Here is a 15530-nt window from a genome sequence, read left to right as displayed (position 1 = left end):
GCCGCGAGCGCGTCGACGAAGGCCGCGCCGAGCCCGCGCGCGCCGCCCGTGACGATCACGCGCCGCCCGTCGAGCGGAACCGAAACCGGAAGCTCAGCCATGCGCATGCTCCGTGGCGGGCTGGGTCGCCTGGGTCGCCTGGGTCGATTCCGCGGCGGCCTGCGCGGCGCGATGCGCGTCGAGCGCGGCGGCATGTTCCTGCGCGCGCTGGCGCAGCAGGCGCCGCACGCGCGTGATGCCGATATCGTGCTGATAGAGGTATTCGTGATCGCGCGCGTTCGGCGCCAGGCTTTCCAGCACGTAGCGATCCTGTTCGAGCACGGCCCAGTGCAGGCCCTCCAGGCGATTGCGATAGAGGAAGCGCCAAACGTCGCGCTGCCAGCCGTCGACCTTGCGGGTACGCCAGAAATAGACCTGGCAGTGATCCTCGTCCACCGGCGTGGCGAAGCCGACGATGCCGAAGCTGCCGCCCGGGCCGAACTTCTGCTTGTAGGGAATCGCCAGGCGCAGCCACAGGCAGCCGGTCTCGCCCAGCTCGACCCAGTCGAAATTGACGTCGCGCTGGCCGACCTTCTCGAACATCAGGCCGGTTTCGGTCTTGCGCACGCGCATGTCGGCCTGCTTGTCGCCCTCGGCCATCGAATGCGAGCTCGCATGCAGGTAGGCGCCGTGCATCGGGTCCATCACGTTGTCGATCGCGTACTGGTAGTTGCAGGTCCAGTTCGAGACGCAGACGAAATGCGCATACGCGTCGCTGCTCAGCTCCTCGGGCAGCACCAGCGGCGCGGGCTCGCGATGCGCCTCGTCGCCGAACCAGAGGAAGATCGCGCCGGCCCGTTCCTCGACCGGGTAGGACTTCACGCAGGCCTGCCCCTCCAGCGGGCAGTTGGCGACGGCCGGCACGCGCGCGACGGTGCCGCTGCCGTCCACCTCGATGCCGTGATACCAGCAGGCGACGTGGTCGCCGAGGTTCCAGCCGAGCGAGAGGCGCGCGCCGCGATGCGGGCAGCGATCCTCCAGCGCATGCACGCGGCCCTCGCGATCGCGCCACAGCACGATCTGCTCGGACAGGCGCGTGAGGCCGACCGGCGCGCTCGACACCTGCCAGCTCGGCGCCACGGGGTACCAATAGTTGCGGATGCCACGGTCCAGATAGGCGCGGATCGGATCCGCGGCGGGCGCGGCCTGGGAAGACTGGGTGGGGGACGTCATGGTTATGCTCCGGAATGCGGGGAAGACAGGGCCGTCATGCCTTATTCGGCCAGCGCGGCCATCTCCGCGCGGAAGCGTTCGAGGGTCCAGGCCGAACCGTCGGGGGCACGCGAACCCACGCGGTTCAGCGCCGCCACCACCTCGTCGAGTTCGACCGCGCCGCTCTCGAACACGCGCTCGAGCGCATCGCCGAGATCGTTCTCGTACGGCGTCGGCTCGGCCTTGCGGGTCTGCCACACCAGGTTCGGCACCTGCCCGGGGATCTCGATGCGCCCCTTGCCGGCCACCTGGTTCGGTTCCGGCGCGCGCCACGGCTGCAGATCCGGATTGAAGCTCACGACCTTGGTTTCCATCTTCACTCCACCTTCAACTGGATTTCCTCGCCGGCGAGCCGCACCGCGTACTGCTTCAGCGCGCGGCCGCCGGGCCCCTTCAGGCATTGCCCGGTACGAATGTCGAATACCGCCTCGTGCAGCGGGCATTCCACCGTGCCCTCGTCGACGAAGCCCTGGGTGAGCAGCGCGTAGGCATGCGGGCAGACGTTCTCGAGCGCGTAGAGCGCGTCGCCCACCCGGTAGATGCCGATCTCGACGCCATCGGTCCGCTTGAACTCGAGCGGCGCATCCTCGGACAGCGCGCCGGCGTGTCCGGCGCAAACCCATTGTTCAGACATCTGCTGGCCTTCCTTCAGATCAGTTGCGTTTTGTTCCATACAAGGAACGTTGGTTTATGGATGGTGATTATAGGATCGAGCCGCGCCAGGAAAAAATAAAAAACCGCGCGAGCTAGGGAAAACACCGAGCCGCCCCGCTGCGGTTCGGCTCGATTGCCGTTCGGCACCTGTATTTCACGGTGATTTCCAAATTTGTCCGAAGGAACGCGAATCGCCGGGCCTCGCGTGGACCGTTCCGTCTCACGCTCAGATTTATTTTTTTCCGCTTGGCGAGCGCTCCTATACTCATTCCACGAACGGTACATTGTTCCTTATATGGAACAAACGACATGAAAAATGTAAGACGGCGCCCGTTCCGCCGTCTCACCGGCACGCGGTCGGCACGGCTCGGCCGCACGGAGTTTCAGGAGATCAGATGGTCAAGCGAGCGGTAGCAGCGGCATGCATGGCGGCGGGCGCGATCACGGCCGCCCATGCGCAGAGCAGCGTGGTGCTGTATGGGAGCCTCGATGCGGGGGTCGGTTACGTCAGCAACGTGGCCGGCAGCACCAAGGTATTGATGATCCAGGGCAATACGCAGCCGGACCGCTGGGGCCTGCGCGGGCGCGAGGACCTCGGCGGCGGCCTGGCGGCGATCTTCCAGCTGGAGAACGGTTTTTACACCAACACGGGCGCGTTCGCGACCGCCAATACGCTATGGAACCGGGCGGCCTATGTCGGCCTGGCCTCGAACCGCTACGGCACCATCACGCTGGGCCGCCAGACGCCGCTGCAGTTCGACTGGCTCGACCCGCTCAGCACCGCCTACCTGGCGATGAGCTGGTACGCCTTCCACCCCGGCAACATCGACGGGTTGGCCGCCACCGGCAATGTGCCCTACAACAACGCGATCAAGCTGAAGTCGCCGAGCTGGGGCGGCTTCACGGCCGCCGCCACGCTGGCGCTGGGCAACACCACCAACTTCGGCACGGGCCGCTCGACCGGCTTCGGGCTCAACTACGCGAACGGCTCGTTCAAGGCCGCGGCGGTCTACTCGAACGAGCATGATCGCTCGCTGCTGGTCAGCCAGGCCGGCATCGCCAGCTTCCAGGGGCAAAACACCGCCAACGGCTATACCGCCAGCAAGGTGGAGAACTTCGGCGCGGGCGCCTCCTACGCGTTCGGCGACTGGCTGGTGCACGCGCTCTACACGCGCGTGAAGATGGAGTCCAACGGCTATTCGGACACGTTCCAGAGCTACGACGCGGGCGCCAACTACCGGATCACGCCGGCCAACACACTGGCCGGCGGGGTGGCCACCACCACCTTGTCGGGGCGGCGCTGGACCCAGCTCGAATTCGGCGACATCTACGCGCTGTCGGCACGCACCCAGCTCTATGCGAACCTGCTCTACGAGCACGCCAACGGCGGCGCGCAGGCGGCGTTCTTCACGGCCGGCGTGTCGAGCGGCGCCAACCAGCTGGTGGTGCTGGCCGGCATCCATCACTCGTTCTGAGGGACAACAGGCTTCGTGGCGGCCGGCGCGCCGCCATTATCCTGAGGAATGCAAAGCATCGGGAATGGAACGCGGCATGCATCGCGGCGCGGCGCCCTCCTTCGGGCGAGCCGCGCCGCCGCCGTTCAGACCATCGCCACGCGATGGCGCGCGTGCGCGACGGTGGGATCGTTCTCCAGCGGCCGGTAGTTGAGCCGCGAAGACAGGTCGACGGCCGCGCCGCAGACCTGCTCCACCAGCCGCTCCTTCTCGGCCGCGTCGCCGATCTCGGAACGCGGCACGGTGGCGGTGATGGCCGCCACGATCGCGCCCGAATGATCGCGCACCGGCGCGGTGACGGCCGAGATGCCCGACTCGAAGGCGCCCTCGCTGATCGCATAGCCGGCGCGCGCGTACTGGCGCACGCGCTCGTAGAGTTCGTCGATACCGCCGGGCGTGTGCTCGGTGAAGCGTTCGAGCTTGCCGCCGGCATAGAGCTGGCGCATCGCGTCGCGCGTGAGGTCGCCCATCAGCACGTGGCCGTGCACGGTGGCGTGCGCGGGCAGGCGCGTGCCCACGTGCACCTTCACCGAGCCGAACAGGGTGGCGTGGCTCTGCGATTTCGCCACGAACACCACGTCCTGCAGGTCGCGGATCAGCAAATGGGTGGTCAGGCCGGTGGCGTCGCGCAGCCGCTCCAGCACCGGCGCGCCGAGGTCGGTCAGCTCCAGCGAGCTCAAGTACTCGAAGCCCAGCCGCAACACGCCGACGCCGAGCCGGAAGCTCTTCTCGCCCTGCACGCGCTCCAGGAAGCCGAGCGCCTCGAGGGTCTGCAGCAGCCGGAAGGTGGTGGTGCGCGGAATGCCGATCCGCTTCGACAGCTCGGGCGCGCCGAGCACCGGCTCGCGCGCCGAGAACTCGGCGAGGATGCGCAGCCCGCGTTCGAGCCCGGGCACCAGGTAGGACGACGGGTTGCCCGCGTCGTCGTCGCCGGGCGCCTCGGCAGGCGCGCTCGCTGGGGATGCCGGATCGGTCGTGGATTTGGCCATTGTCGACAACGCAGACGAAAGGATTCAGGGAAGGCGGAAACGATTTCCCGAATTATGCCTCGAACGCGCGCCGATACGGCCCGCCTGGCGGGCGGGCCTGCCCCGGGACAGCCGCCTGTCAGCGATAACGCTGCAGTTCCGGATCGGTGATCGGCTGCTCGGCCATGTTGAGGATGCCGGGCAGCGCGCTCAGGCGCGGCAGCCCGTTCAGGCCCAGCCACTTGCCTTCCTTGGTGCGGAACACCACGGTGGGCGTGCCGGTGAAGCCGAGTTGCTGGAACATCGCCGCGTTGGCGTCGAGCTTGGCCTTGGCGTCGGCCGGGACCACCATCAGCGGCGCGATGCCGCCCGATTCGTCCTTCTCCGAATACTTGGTCTCGAGCGTGTTGAGCAGGGCCGGGCCGTCCGGCGCCTTGAGCAGCGCGGCGGCCTTGCCGGCCGAATCGGGCTTCAGGAAGGCCAGCGGAATCCAGTGGACCTGCAGCCCGGCCGCCTCGTAGGGCCGCAGCGCGCGCCACATCAGGTGGCAGTAGATGCAGTTCGGATCCATGAACACGTACAGCGTCGACTTGACCTTGGCCCCGCTCGCACCCTCGACGATCGCGGGCGCGGCCTGCACCCGCGCGACCTGCGCGGCGTCCAGGGTCGGCGGGGGCGGGTCGTCCGCCCGGCTCGTCAGGGCGATCGTCAGGCCGGCGATGGCCAGGGCGATGCTGATCCGTGTCTTCATGAAATCCTCGGGTGGTGATTCGGTGGCGCTCGCGCGCCGGTTTCGTTATCGCCGCAGCGGCGCAGCCTGCATTCTCGCGCGTTGCGCGCATCCTTGCGCGTTCGGCCATCGGCGGGCCGGCCGCTGGCCGTTCCCGGCCGGGCCTTCGGGCCGGATCGGGCCACCATACCGGCCGGCGCGGGTCGCGCGACTGACGTTTCCCTGACGGCGCCGTCAGCTAGCCGCAAGCGCGCGGCGCGGCCCGACCAGGCGGAAGGTGAGATTGAGGCGCTCGCCCTGCACCGCCGGCGCCTTGGCGACGCGGTGGCGCCAGTCGCGCTGGGTGGCGCCGCGCATCACCAGCAGGCTGCCGTGCGTGAGCCGGTAGGCGCGCAGCGCGCGGCTGGCGTCGTGGCGCAGGTCGAACACGCGCGTGGCGCCCAGGCTCAGCGAGGCGATCACGGGCGCCTCGCCGAGCTCGGGTTCGTTGTCGCTGTGCCAGCTCATGCTGTCGCTGCCCGAGCGGTAGCGGTTCAGCAGCACGCTGTTGAAGCGTGCCCCGCAGGTGGCCTCGGCGAGCCGGCGCAGCTCGGCCACCGCCTCGGTCCACGGCGCCGGCAGGTTGCGGATGCCGGAATACACATAGACCGCCTCCGGCTCGCCCTGCCAGGCGGTGAGCCGCGGCATCGGCACCGGCCCGCGCGGCGTGCGGATCGACTGCTGCCGCCAGTCCACCTCGGCGAGCAGGCGCGCGAAGAACGCGTCGGCGCGCTCGCGCGGCAGCCAGTCGGGATACCAGTCGAGTTCGGGCTCGGGCGGCGTGTCGAACAGATCGTCCATCGGTAAGAATCCTCGCATCCGGCTATCATCGCGGGATGGCGCCCGGGCCGCAAGCCGCCGCGCGGCCCCGGCATCCCGTCAACCGGGCATCGAGCCCATCCCTTTCAAGATCGATCGATGATGCTTTCCGATTCCGCATTCGACCAGTTGTTCCGCACCGCCCGCACCCACAACGCCTGGCTGCCGAAGCCGGTCGACGACGCCCTGCTCAGGCAGCTCGTCGAGCTGACGCTGTGGGCCCCCACCTCGGCCAACTCCAGCCCGGCGCGCTTCGTGTTCGTGAAGTCGCCGGAAGCGAAGGCCAAGCTCAAGCCCGCGCTCGCCGAGGGCAATATCGACAAGACCATGAGCGCGCCGGTCACGGTGATCGTCGGCATGGACATGGACTTCCACGAGCAGTTGCCCAAGCTGTTCCCGCACGCCGACGCGCGCAGCTGGTTCGCCGGCAACGAGGCGCTGATCGAGGCCACCGCGTTCCGCAATTCCTCGCTGCAGGGCGCCTACCTGATCCTCGCCGCGCGCGCCTTGGGCCTCGACACCGGCGCGATGTCGGGCTTCGATGCCGCCAAGGTCGAGGAAGCCTTCTTCGCCGGCACGCGGATCAAGGCCAACTTCCTGGTCAACCTCGGCTACGGCGACGAGAAGGGCCTGTTCCCGCGCAGCCCGCGTTTCGCCTTCGACGAAGCCGCGCGGATCGAGTAAGCGCGCGCCGCCGCCGGCAGGCGACGGCAGGCGGCACACCATGACGAGCGGCACGAGATTCGGCATCGGCCGCCGCGGAACCGGCTTCGGAATCCGCGGCGCAAGCGCTGGCACGACGCCGGGCGCGGGCATCGACGCGCCGCCTGGCGGCCGCCCTCGCCCTCGCCCGCACATGCGCCACGCGCCCTCGCCAGCCCGAGCCACGCCGCCTGCCCCGCTCGACCGGCTCGTCAACCCAGGCGCCCCGCCCTCGCGCGGGACGCCCGCTGTTGCGCTTCGCCCCCGGCGCCGACGCTCCCTGCGGTGCCGCCCCGTTCCCCGCCTCACTTCCGCTGCTGCCACCATGCGACGCATCTCCGCCTTCCTGCTGCGGCTGATTACTTTCGGCGTGCTGTTCCACGTCTATGTCGGCTTCCGCCTGATTCCCGATTTCAGTTCGAGCGCCGCGCGCATTCCCGCCGTGCTCTGGCTGGTCGCCTCCTGCCTCGTGATCCCCCTCGGCATGCTCTCGCGCACCTTCGAGCGGCAGCCGCTCGGCGACCGCGTGGCCTGGATCGGCCTGCTCGAGATGGGATTCTTCTCCTCGCTGCTGGTGCTCACGCTGGCGCGCGACCTGCTGCTCGCCTCGCTGCTGACGCTCGACGCGCTGGCGCCACATACCGTCTCGCTCGCGCACTGGCGCGCCCTCAGCGCCGACGCCGTGCCGCTGCTGGCCTTCGCGGCCAGCGCGATCGGCTTCTTCAACGCGCGGCGCCTCGCGCGCGTGGTCGAGGTCGAGGTGCCGATCGACGACCTGCCGGCCTCGCTGGACGGCTTCACGATCGTGCAGATCAGCGACATCCACGTCGGGCCGACCATCAAGCGCGGCTACGTCGAGGCGATCGTCAACGCGGTGAACCGGCTGCAGCCGGACCTGATCGCCGTCACCGGCGACGTGGTGGACGGCAGCGTGGCGCGCCTGGCGGGCCACGCCGCGCCGCTGGGCGCGCTGCGCGCGCGGCACGGCGCCTTCGTGGTGACCGGCAACCACGAGTACTACTCGGGCGCGGATGCCTGGGTGGCCGAATTCCGCCGCATCGGCCTGGACGTGCTGATGAACGAGCATCGCACCATCGAGCACGGCGACGGGCGCCTGGTGCTGGCCGGCGTGACCGACTACTCCGCCGGCAGCTTCGATCCCGCCCATCGCAGCGACCCGAGCGCGGCGCTGGCGGGCGCGCCCGCCGACGTGCGGCTGCGCGTGCTGCTCGCGCACCAGCCGCGCAGCGCCAACGCGGCGGCCGATGCCGGCTTCACGCTGCAGCTCTCGGGCCACACCCACGGCGGGCAGTTCTTCCCCTGGAATTTCTTCGTGCCGCTGCAGCAGCCCTTCGTCTCGGGGCTGGCGCGCCTGAACGGACTGTGGGTCTATACCAGCCGCGGTACCGGCTACTGGGGCCCGCCCAAGCGCTTCGGCGCGCCTTCGGAAATCACGCGCGTCAAGTTGGTGGCCGGCCGCCCCGTGCAATGAGTCGCCGGCTCCACATGCAAAAATGCCGCCCCTTCGGGGGCGGCATTTTTTCGAGCACGATCGATCACGGTCGATCGATGACGCCTCAGCGTTCGATGCGCGCATCCCGCTCGCGCAGCGAGGCCGGCAGCGCATAGGCCACCAGCAGCGCGCAGACCAGGCTCAGCAGCGCGATCACGTAGAGCGCCGGGGTGGTCGAGCCGGTCAGGTCGCGCACCCGGCCGACCATCACCGGGCTGACGATCCCGCCCAGTTGCCCGAGCGTGTTGATCACCGCGATGCCGCCGGCCGCGCCGGCGCCGGTCACGAGCTTGGGCGGCAGCGCCCAGAAGGCCGGGATCGAGGCCACCACGCCGGCGCCGATCACCGCCAGCGCGACCAGCAGCAAGGTGGTCTGGCGGTCGAAGTAGCCGGCCGCGAAGAAGCCGACGCTCGCCATCAACAGCAAGGCCACCACGTACTTGCGCCGCTCGCCGCTCGCATCCGACAGGCGCCCCACCGTCACCATCGCGATCGCGCCGGCGATATAGGGCACCGAGGTCAGCAGGCCGATCAGGGTGGGATTTTGCGTGCCGGCGGTGCGGATCAGGTGCGGCGCCCAGAAGTTGAGCCCGTAGGAGGCGATCTGGATCAGGAAGTAGACCAGGCCCAGCATCAGGAAACCGGGCGTCCTGAGCGCGCCGAGCAGCGAATGGCCGCCCTGCGGATGGCGGCCCTGCTGCGCGATCTGCCCGGCGAGCCAGGCCTTCTCGTTGCCCGACAGCCAGGACGCGTCCTCGATGCGGTCCTTGAGCTGGACCATCACCAGCACGCCGAGCAGCACGCAGGGCACGCCGCCGAGCAGGAACAGCCAGTGCCAGCCCGGCATGCCCAGCGCGCCGTTCAGGTGGCCGAGCACGAGCCCGGCGGCCGGCGCGCCCACCAGGCCCGAGAAGGCCGAGGCCAGGAACAGCAGCGAGGTGATGCGGCCGCGATGGCTGGGCGGGAACCACAGCGTCAGGTAATAGAGCACGCCCGGCGCGAAGCCGGCCTCCATCGCGCCGATCACGAAGCGCAGCCCGTAGAACTGCCATTCGGTATGGACGAACACCATCGCCGTAGTGGCGATGCCCCAGGAGATCATGATCCGCGCGATCCAGCGCCGCGCGCCGACGCGATAGAGCAGCATGTTGCTCGGCACCTCGAACAGCACGTAGCCGATCACGAACAGGCTCGCGCCGAGCCCGTAGGCGGTGTCGGACAGGCCCAGGTCGCCCTGCAGCTGGAACTTCGCGAAGCTGATGTTGATGCGGTCGAAGAACGCGAACAGGTAGCAGATCATGATCAGCGGCATGAGCCGCCAGGCTACCTTGCGGATCACCGCGATGCCGGTTTCGCTGCCGGCCTCGCGGCCGTCCGATGCGATTGCGCTGCTGCTTGCCATGTTTGTCTCCAGGCCGGACTGGCGGAGGGCCGTCCGGTCGAATTGATTGGGATGCCGTAGCTCGTTGATACGGTGAAACGTCGGGACTTCAGCTCATCTGAAACGATCGGCCAGCTGGCGCCGCCGCCAGCCCTCAGGCGATTTCCGCCACGTAGGCCGGCGCCGGATGCAGGTCGGTGTTGCGGCCCGCCTTCGCCACCTGCCCCGGCACCTCGTGGCCGACCAGGGCCGGCAGCGTGCGCGACAGCGGCAGCAGCCGCGCCAGGTCGATGGTGTTGGGGATCTCCATCTCGTCGCACAGGTTCACGAGATCCTCGGTGCAGATGTTGCCGGACGCGCCGGGCGCGAACGGGCAGCCGCCGAGGCCGCCCAGCGAGGCGTCGAAGCGGCGCGCGCCGGCCTCGTAGGCGGCCAGCACGTTGGCCAGGCCGAGCCCGCGCGTGTCGTGGAAATGCAGGGTCAGCGCCGAGGCCGGCACCAGGTCCAGCACCCGCGCCACCAGCCGCGTGACCTGCCGCGGGTTGGCCATGCCGGTGGTATCGGCCAGCGTGATGCCGCCGATCCCCAGCTCGCGATAGGCGTCGACCAGGTGCAGCACGCGGTTCTCGTCGATGCGCCCCTCGAAGGGGCAGCCGAAGGCGGTCGCCACCGTGCCGTTGAGCGAGACGCGCGCGCCGTGCACCAGGCCGACGATGTCGCCGAAGCCGGCCAGCGAGTTCTCGCAGCTCATGCGCATGTTGGCGCGGTTGTGGGTCTGGCTGGCCGACATCACCAGGTTCAGCTCGTCGGCGCGCGCGGCCAGCGCGCGCTCGGCACCCTTCGCGTTCGGGATCAGCGCCACGTAGGTCACGCCGGGCGCGCGGCGGATGCCGCGAAACACCTCGTCGCCGTCGCGCAGCGCCGGAATCGCCTTGGGCGAAACGAAGGAGCCGGCCTCGATGCGCGTGAAGCCGAGCTGCGAGAGGGAATCGATCAGCGCGATCTTGTCGGCCGTCTCGACCCATTTCGGCTCGATCTGCAGGCCGTCGCGCGGCGACACTTCCTGCACCACCAGGGTATCGGCCGCCATGCGCAGGCTGACCGGATGCAGGTCCTGGGCGTTGAGGTTCGGGTTGAGGTTCGGATTGAGATTCGCGCTCATTGCACCGCCCCCTGCTCGCGCAGCCGCGCGATCTCGTCCTCGCCGAAGCCCAGGCCCGCCAGCACGTCGGCGGTGTGCTCGCCGAGCGCCGGGCCCTGCCAGTTCACCGTGCCGGGCGTGTCCGACAGCTTGGGCACGATGCCGGGCATGGTGACGGCGGCGCCGCCCGGCAAGGTGGCCGGGATCAGCATCTCGCGCGCCTGGTAATGAGGATCGCTGACGATGTCGGCCACCGAGTAGATCCGGCCGGCCGGCACCTCGGCGCGCTCGAGCGCGGCCAGCACCTCGTCGATCGAATGATGCGAGGTCCAGGCGCCGATCGCGGCATCGAGCATCGCGTTCTGCTTGACGCGCCCGTCGTTGTAGGCGAGCGCGGGATCCTCGGCCAGCTCCGGGCGGCCGATCACCTGCATCAGGCGCCGGAAGATCGGGTCGCTGTTGCCGGCGATCACCACGAAGGCACCGTCCTCGGTGCGATAGGTGTTCGAGGGCGCGATGCCGGGCAGGGCGCCGCCGCTGCGCTCGCGCACATGGCCGAGCAGGTCGTACTCGGGCACCAGGCTTTCCATCAGGTTGAACACGCTCTCGACCAGCGAGACGTCGACCACCTGCCCCTCGCCCTGCCCGGTCTTCACGCGCAGCAGCGACATCAGCGCGCCGATCACGCCGTGCAGCGAGGCCAGCGAATCGCCCAGGCTCACGCCGACGCGCGCCGGGGCGCCGTCGATCTCGCCGGTGGTGTAGCGGATCCCGCCCATCGCCTCGCCGATCGCGCCGAAGCCGGGGCGATCGCGATAGGGGCCGGTCTGGCCGTAGCCCGAGATGCGGACCATGGTCAGCTTCGGGTTGAGCGCGTGCAGCGCGTCCCAGCCGAGGCCGAGCTTCTCCAGCGCGCCGGGGCGCAGGTTCTCGATCACCACGTCGGCTTCCGAGGCGAGCTTGCGCACGATCTCGACGCCCTCGGGCGACTTCAGGTTGACGCAGACGGATTTCTTGTTGCGCGACTGCAGGTACCACCAGAGCGAGGTGCCCTCGTGCAGCTTGCGCCATTTGCGAAGCGGGTCGCCCGTCTCGGGCGCTTCGATCTTGATCACTTCGGCGCCGAACTCCGCCATCAGGCGGGCGGCGAAGGGCGCGGCGATCAGCGTGCCGATTTCGATCACGCGGATCCCTTGGAGCGGGCCACTCATCTTGCTGTCTCCGGGTTGAATGCCTATGGAGCACAGCCTAGGGTTGCCGGGTGGCGAAGGTCCAACCGTGATTCGCCAAGCAGCGTTCGCGAATCGCGAAAATGCTTTCGATTCCCTTTCTTTTTGGGTTGCAGCTGCCCGTCGCGGGCCGCGGATCAGTTGTCGGCCAGCGCCCCGCCGTCGCGCGCCTCGACGGTGCGCAGGTGCTCGAACAGCAGCCGGCTGACCGGCGAGAGCGCCGCCACCTCGCGCACCACCAGCACCAGCCGGCGCGCGGCCCAGTCGTCGTCGAGCGCGATCGAGGCCAGCCCCAGCGGGCGCCCCATCAGCTCGTAGACCTTCCTCGGCAGCACGCCCACGCCCATGCCGGCCTGCACCATCCGGCACACGGCGTCGAAGCCGGGCACGTGGATGCGCAGGCGCAGCGGCCGGCCGGCATGACGCGCGGCCAGGTGCGTGCGCACGTTGATCGAGCTGGAGACGTGCAGCCCGACATGGTCGCTGTCGAGCGTGGCGGCGAACGGCAGGTTCGGATAGGCGGCCAGCGGATGATCGTGGCGCGCGACGATCACCAGCGTGTCGTGGCGATAGTGCTCGACATGCAGCTCGCGCGTGTCCGCGTCTTCCGAGCAGATGCCGATATCGACCAGGCTGTCGTCGACGGCCTCCACCACGCCGCCGCTGGGACGCTCCTCGAGGTCGAGCTTGACGCGCTCGTGCTCGGCCTGGAAGGCGCGCAGGTCCTCGGGCAGGAATTCGACGATGCCCGACAGGTTCGAGGACATGCGCACGTAACCTCGCACGCCGCTGGCGTAGCCGGCCAGCTCGGCGCCGATGTTCTCGATGTCGCGCATCACGCGCCGCGCGTGGTGCAGCAGGGTCTCGCCGGCCGGCGTCAGCGTCATGCCGCGCGCATTGCGCTGGAACAGCGCGGCGCCCACCACCTGCTCGAGTTCCAGCAGGCGCTTGCTGGCCGCCGATACCGCGATCGCCTCGCGCTCGGCCGCGCGCGTGAGCGTGCCTTCCTCGTGGACCGCGAGGAACAGCTGCAGGGTGGTCAGGTCGAGGCGTCGCAGGAGGGTCTTGAGCAGCATGGCCGGTTCGCGCGGTGAGGATGCGCGTATTGTGCCGTCATTTCGTTCCGGCCCCCTCGCCTTAGAATGGCGGCTGCGCTTGTCTTCCAAGGTCCCCAGATTCCATGTCGAAATCCTCCTGGTTCCTGTCGCGCCCGCGCGGCCCGGTCCGCCTGCGGATGTTCTGCTTCAGCCACGCCGGCGGCAACGCCGGCAGCTACATGCCCTGGCAGGGCCGGCTCGATGCCGCCGTCGAGGTGGTCGGCGTGCAGTTGCCGGGGCGCGGCGCGCGGCTGCGCGAGCCGCTGCTGACCGACGTGCCGACGGCGGTGGCGCGCATCGCCGAGGTGTTTCCGTTCGACGATCCGCTGCCCTTCGTGTTCTTCGGCCACAGCCTCGGCGCGCTGCTGGCCTTCGAATTGGCGCGCCACGCGAGCCGGCACGGCAAGCCGGTGCCGCTCGCGCTGATCGCATCTGGCTGCGACGCACCGCAGTTCGGCAACCGCGGCGGCGACATCCACGAGCTGCACGGCGATGCGCTGGTGGCCGCGCTGGCCCGCTACAACGGCGCGCCGCCCGAGCTGCTGGCGCACCGCGAACTGATGGAGCTGATGGCGCCCACCATCCGCGCCGACTTCGCGATGGCCGCGCATTACCGCTACGAGCCAGGCCCGCCGCTGGAGCTCCCGATCGTCGTGCTCAACGGGCGCGGCGATGCCGAGATCGAGCACGAGCACCTGGGCGAATGGCAGCGCGAGACGCGCCTGCCCTGCCGCCGGCATCTGTTCGAGGGCGATCACTTCTTCATCCATTCGAACGAGGCGGCCGTGCTCGAGCTGCTCGACCGGGAGCTGAAGGCCTGCCAGCCGGCCTGACGCGAGGCGTCTCGCGCGAAGCGATGTCCAGCCATGCGAAGCGATGCGCACGACGCATCGCCTCCATCGCACCGCCGTCGCGCGCGCCGGATCAGTCGTGCGGCCAGTCCACCGGCGAGCCGGGGCGCACCGTGTCGAGTTGCGGCAGCAGCGTCACGCTCTCCTGCTCGTTCGGATCGGTGCGCGCGATCACGGCCACGCAGTTCTCGCTCTCGCTCGCGTTGTAGGGCAGATGCGGCGTGTCCGCGGGAATGTAGAGAAACTCGCCGGCATTCACCACCAGGTGCTGCGCCAGGCCCTCGCCGTACCACATGCCCGAGCTGCCGCTGAGGATGTAGATGGCGGTCTCGTGGGTCGCGTGCTTGTGGGCCACGGCGCTGGCGCGCGGCGGAATCGTCGCCAGTTGCAGGTGGATGCCTTGCGCGCCGCAGGTGGCGGCCGACACGCCGACCTCGTAGAGCAGCGCCTGCTTGCCGGCGTGACGATCGCCGGGCCGGACCACGCGGCAGGTCGGGGCGACGGTGGAAGGGGAACGGGTTTCCATGCTGAGTCTCCTGGCACGATGCGATGTGGGCGGCGCGCGGCTCATGATCGATGCGTGCCCTGCTTCGCAGAACGTCCGGGCGCGTCGAATATTCCATTGCGAGGCGCCGGCCGTCACGAACGAGCGTTCGCGAGACTTGGATACAACTGGCAACACAATCCCCGCTGTTTAGCGGATGCCCCGCCTGTTTCGTTATTGACAGCAAATCTGCGCTTGGACACAATGTCCATCACATGTTTCGCGGGGCCTGGCGTGAGATCCACGCTGCCCGACCGCCGTGCCGAGCCATCCGTTCCGTCGGCACCGCGCAATCCGCTGCGTCGGATTCGGCCACATGTCCGGCGCGCTTGTCCATGCGCCGCATCGATCCGGCAAGCATTCCCGCCCGGCGAGCATTCCTGGCGCACCACACCGGCCAGGCCAGACACCATGCCCGATCATCGTCGATCGGTACGTCAATCACTGAAACGTAGTCATCCAAAGCAATTGCCGATGCCGGCGATGAATTCGCGCGCCTTCTCACCGATTGGCGCGAGGCACGCCGGTGCGGTCCGGTATTGATGAATCATGCGCGGAAAACGGAACGACTGATGAGCCGTGAACAACTTTCACATGCACTGCGGGATCTCTTGCCGCGGCTCTGGATCTTTGCGCTGCGCGTGGCGGGCAACCCGCGCGATGCCGAGGTGCTGCTGCGGCGCGCCTGCCTGCGGGTGTTCGGGCTGGCCCAGGGGCCGGGCCCGACCTTGTCGGTGCCGGGCTGGATGTATTCGGTGATCTATCACGTCTGGCTCGACGACATGCGCTACGACGGCGCGGCCGGCGAGCAGCCCGACGCCACGGGTCTGGACGACATGCCGGACGCCGCGGCCATGCAGGCCCGCGCCGGCGCGCCGAGCCACGACGAGGTGATCGACGCGGTCTCGCACCTGGCCGACACGCCGCGCATCTCCATGGTGCTGGTGGCGATCGAGGGCTTCTCCTACGAGGAAGCCGCGCAGATCCTCGGCATCTCGGCCGGCAGCGTGGCGAGCAACGTGGTGCAGGCCCGCATGATGATCGGCGCGCGCCTGCGCAAGGACGCGCGAGCCGGCACGCCGGCCACGCACTGAATT

Annotated in this window: 16 protein-coding genes and 1 pseudogene; 5 read left to right on the top strand and 12 right to left on the bottom strand. The window is 69.3% G+C overall.

All coding sequences use genetic code 11. The features are described 5' to 3' along the window. The 4 genes and pseudogenes from F3J18_RS38115 to F3J18_RS08040 form a co-directional block, all read right to left on the bottom strand. A pseudogene (locus F3J18_RS38115) lies at positions 1 to 101 on the bottom strand (short-chain dehydrogenase); the annotation flags it as partial. Then, positions 94 to 1212, bottom strand: coding sequence for an aromatic ring-hydroxylating dioxygenase subunit alpha (locus F3J18_RS08050; protein WP_166912420.1), 1119 nt, complete (start codon positions 1210 to 1212; stop codon positions 94 to 96). The gene F3J18_RS08050 and the pseudogene F3J18_RS38115, both read right to left, overlap by 8 nt. 41 nt (positions 1213 to 1253) lie before the next feature. Further along, positions 1254 to 1565, bottom strand: a complete 312-nt coding sequence (locus tag F3J18_RS08045; protein WP_025097963.1) for a recombinase-like helix-turn-helix domain-containing protein — start codon at positions 1563 to 1565, stop codon at positions 1254 to 1256. A 2-nt stretch (positions 1566 to 1567) separates the two neighbouring features. Beyond that, complete coding sequence (locus F3J18_RS08040) at positions 1568 to 1885, bottom strand: non-heme iron oxygenase ferredoxin subunit (protein WP_013689902.1); 318 nt, start codon at positions 1883 to 1885, stop codon at positions 1568 to 1570. A 415-nt stretch (positions 1886 to 2300) separates the two neighbouring features. Here F3J18_RS08040 and F3J18_RS08035 point away from each other — a divergent pair, with 415 nt between their 5' ends. Then, on the top strand, positions 2301 to 3380 hold the full coding sequence (locus F3J18_RS08035) for a porin (protein ID WP_025097962.1): 1080 nt from the start codon (positions 2301 to 2303) through the stop codon (positions 3378 to 3380). Between the two features lie 125 nt (positions 3381 to 3505). Here F3J18_RS08035 and F3J18_RS08030 read toward each other — a convergent pair whose 3' ends face one another. From F3J18_RS08030 to F3J18_RS08020, 3 genes are all read right to left on the bottom strand, one after another. Beyond that, positions 3506 to 4408, bottom strand: a complete 903-nt coding sequence (locus F3J18_RS08030; RefSeq protein ID WP_013689900.1) for an IclR family transcriptional regulator — start codon at positions 4406 to 4408, stop codon at positions 3506 to 3508. A gap of 118 nt (positions 4409 to 4526) precedes the next feature. Next, positions 4527 to 5138 (bottom strand): thioredoxin fold domain-containing protein, encoded by a 612-nt coding sequence (locus F3J18_RS08025; protein WP_025097961.1) that lies wholly within the window; start codon positions 5136 to 5138, stop codon positions 4527 to 4529. Between the two features lie 213 nt (positions 5139 to 5351). After that, positions 5352 to 5957 (bottom strand): alpha-ketoglutarate-dependent dioxygenase AlkB, encoded by a 606-nt coding sequence (locus F3J18_RS08020; protein ID WP_166912418.1) that lies wholly within the window; start codon positions 5955 to 5957, stop codon positions 5352 to 5354. A 117-nt stretch (positions 5958 to 6074) separates the two neighbouring features. On the opposite strand from F3J18_RS08020, the gene F3J18_RS08015 reads away from it, so the two are divergent. Both F3J18_RS08015 and F3J18_RS08010 read left to right on the top strand, forming a co-directional pair. Continuing rightward, the gene (locus F3J18_RS08015; RefSeq protein ID WP_166912416.1) at positions 6075 to 6659 is read left to right on the top strand and encodes a malonic semialdehyde reductase; all 585 of its coding nucleotides are present in this window, start codon (positions 6075 to 6077) and stop codon (positions 6657 to 6659) included. A 343-nt stretch (positions 6660 to 7002) separates the two neighbouring features. Then, a complete protein-coding gene (locus F3J18_RS08010) occupies positions 7003 to 8169 on the top strand; it encodes a metallophosphoesterase (RefSeq protein WP_025097958.1) in 1167 nt (388 codons plus the stop codon). Between the two features lie 85 nt (positions 8170 to 8254). Here the strand turns inward: F3J18_RS08010 and F3J18_RS08005 are convergent, their stop codons facing one another. The 4 genes from F3J18_RS08005 to F3J18_RS07990 all read right to left on the bottom strand — a co-directional run bounded on the left by F3J18_RS08005 (position 8255) and on the right by F3J18_RS07990 (position 13017). Beyond that, positions 8255 to 9592, bottom strand: coding sequence for an MFS transporter (locus tag F3J18_RS08005; RefSeq protein WP_025097957.1), 1338 nt, complete (start codon positions 9590 to 9592; stop codon positions 8255 to 8257). Positions 9593 to 9725: 133 nt separating this feature from the next. Then, positions 9726 to 10661, bottom strand: coding sequence for a hydroxymethylglutaryl-CoA lyase (locus F3J18_RS08000; RefSeq protein ID WP_029949772.1), 936 nt, complete (start codon positions 10659 to 10661; stop codon positions 9726 to 9728). A 68-nt stretch (positions 10662 to 10729) separates the two neighbouring features. Then, on the bottom strand, positions 10730 to 11923 hold the full coding sequence (locus tag F3J18_RS07995) for a CaiB/BaiF CoA-transferase family protein (RefSeq protein ID WP_025097955.1): 1194 nt from the start codon (positions 11921 to 11923) through the stop codon (positions 10730 to 10732). A gap of 155 nt (positions 11924 to 12078) precedes the next feature. Beyond that, positions 12079 to 13017, bottom strand: coding sequence for a LysR family transcriptional regulator (locus F3J18_RS07990; RefSeq protein WP_025097954.1), 939 nt, complete (start codon positions 13015 to 13017; stop codon positions 12079 to 12081). 104 nt (positions 13018 to 13121) lie between these two features. On the opposite strand from F3J18_RS07990, the gene F3J18_RS07985 reads away from it, so the two are divergent. After that, the gene (locus tag F3J18_RS07985) at positions 13122 to 13871 is read left to right on the top strand and encodes an alpha/beta fold hydrolase (protein WP_166912414.1); all 750 of its coding nucleotides are present in this window, start codon (positions 13122 to 13124) and stop codon (positions 13869 to 13871) included. Between the two features lie 91 nt (positions 13872 to 13962). On the opposite strand, the gene F3J18_RS07980 is transcribed toward F3J18_RS07985, so the two are convergent. Beyond that, positions 13963 to 14415 carry a cupin domain-containing protein gene (locus F3J18_RS07980; RefSeq protein WP_025097952.1) on the bottom strand — a complete coding sequence of 151 codons (453 nt, stop codon included), beginning with the start codon at positions 14413 to 14415 and terminating at the stop codon, positions 13963 to 13965. A gap of 590 nt (positions 14416 to 15005) precedes the next feature. On the opposite strand from F3J18_RS07980, the gene F3J18_RS07975 reads away from it, so the two are divergent. After that, positions 15006 to 15527 carry an RNA polymerase sigma factor gene (locus F3J18_RS07975; protein WP_166912412.1) on the top strand — a complete coding sequence of 174 codons (522 nt, stop codon included), beginning with the start codon at positions 15006 to 15008 and terminating at the stop codon, positions 15525 to 15527. Positions 15528 to 15530 lie beyond the last annotated feature (3 nt).

The organism is Burkholderia sp. Ax-1720, from assembly GCF_011753035.1.
Lineage (GTDB): Bacteria > Pseudomonadota > Gammaproteobacteria > Burkholderiales > Burkholderiaceae > Burkholderia > Burkholderia gladioli.
This window is presented reverse-complemented; position numbering and strand designations above follow the sequence as displayed.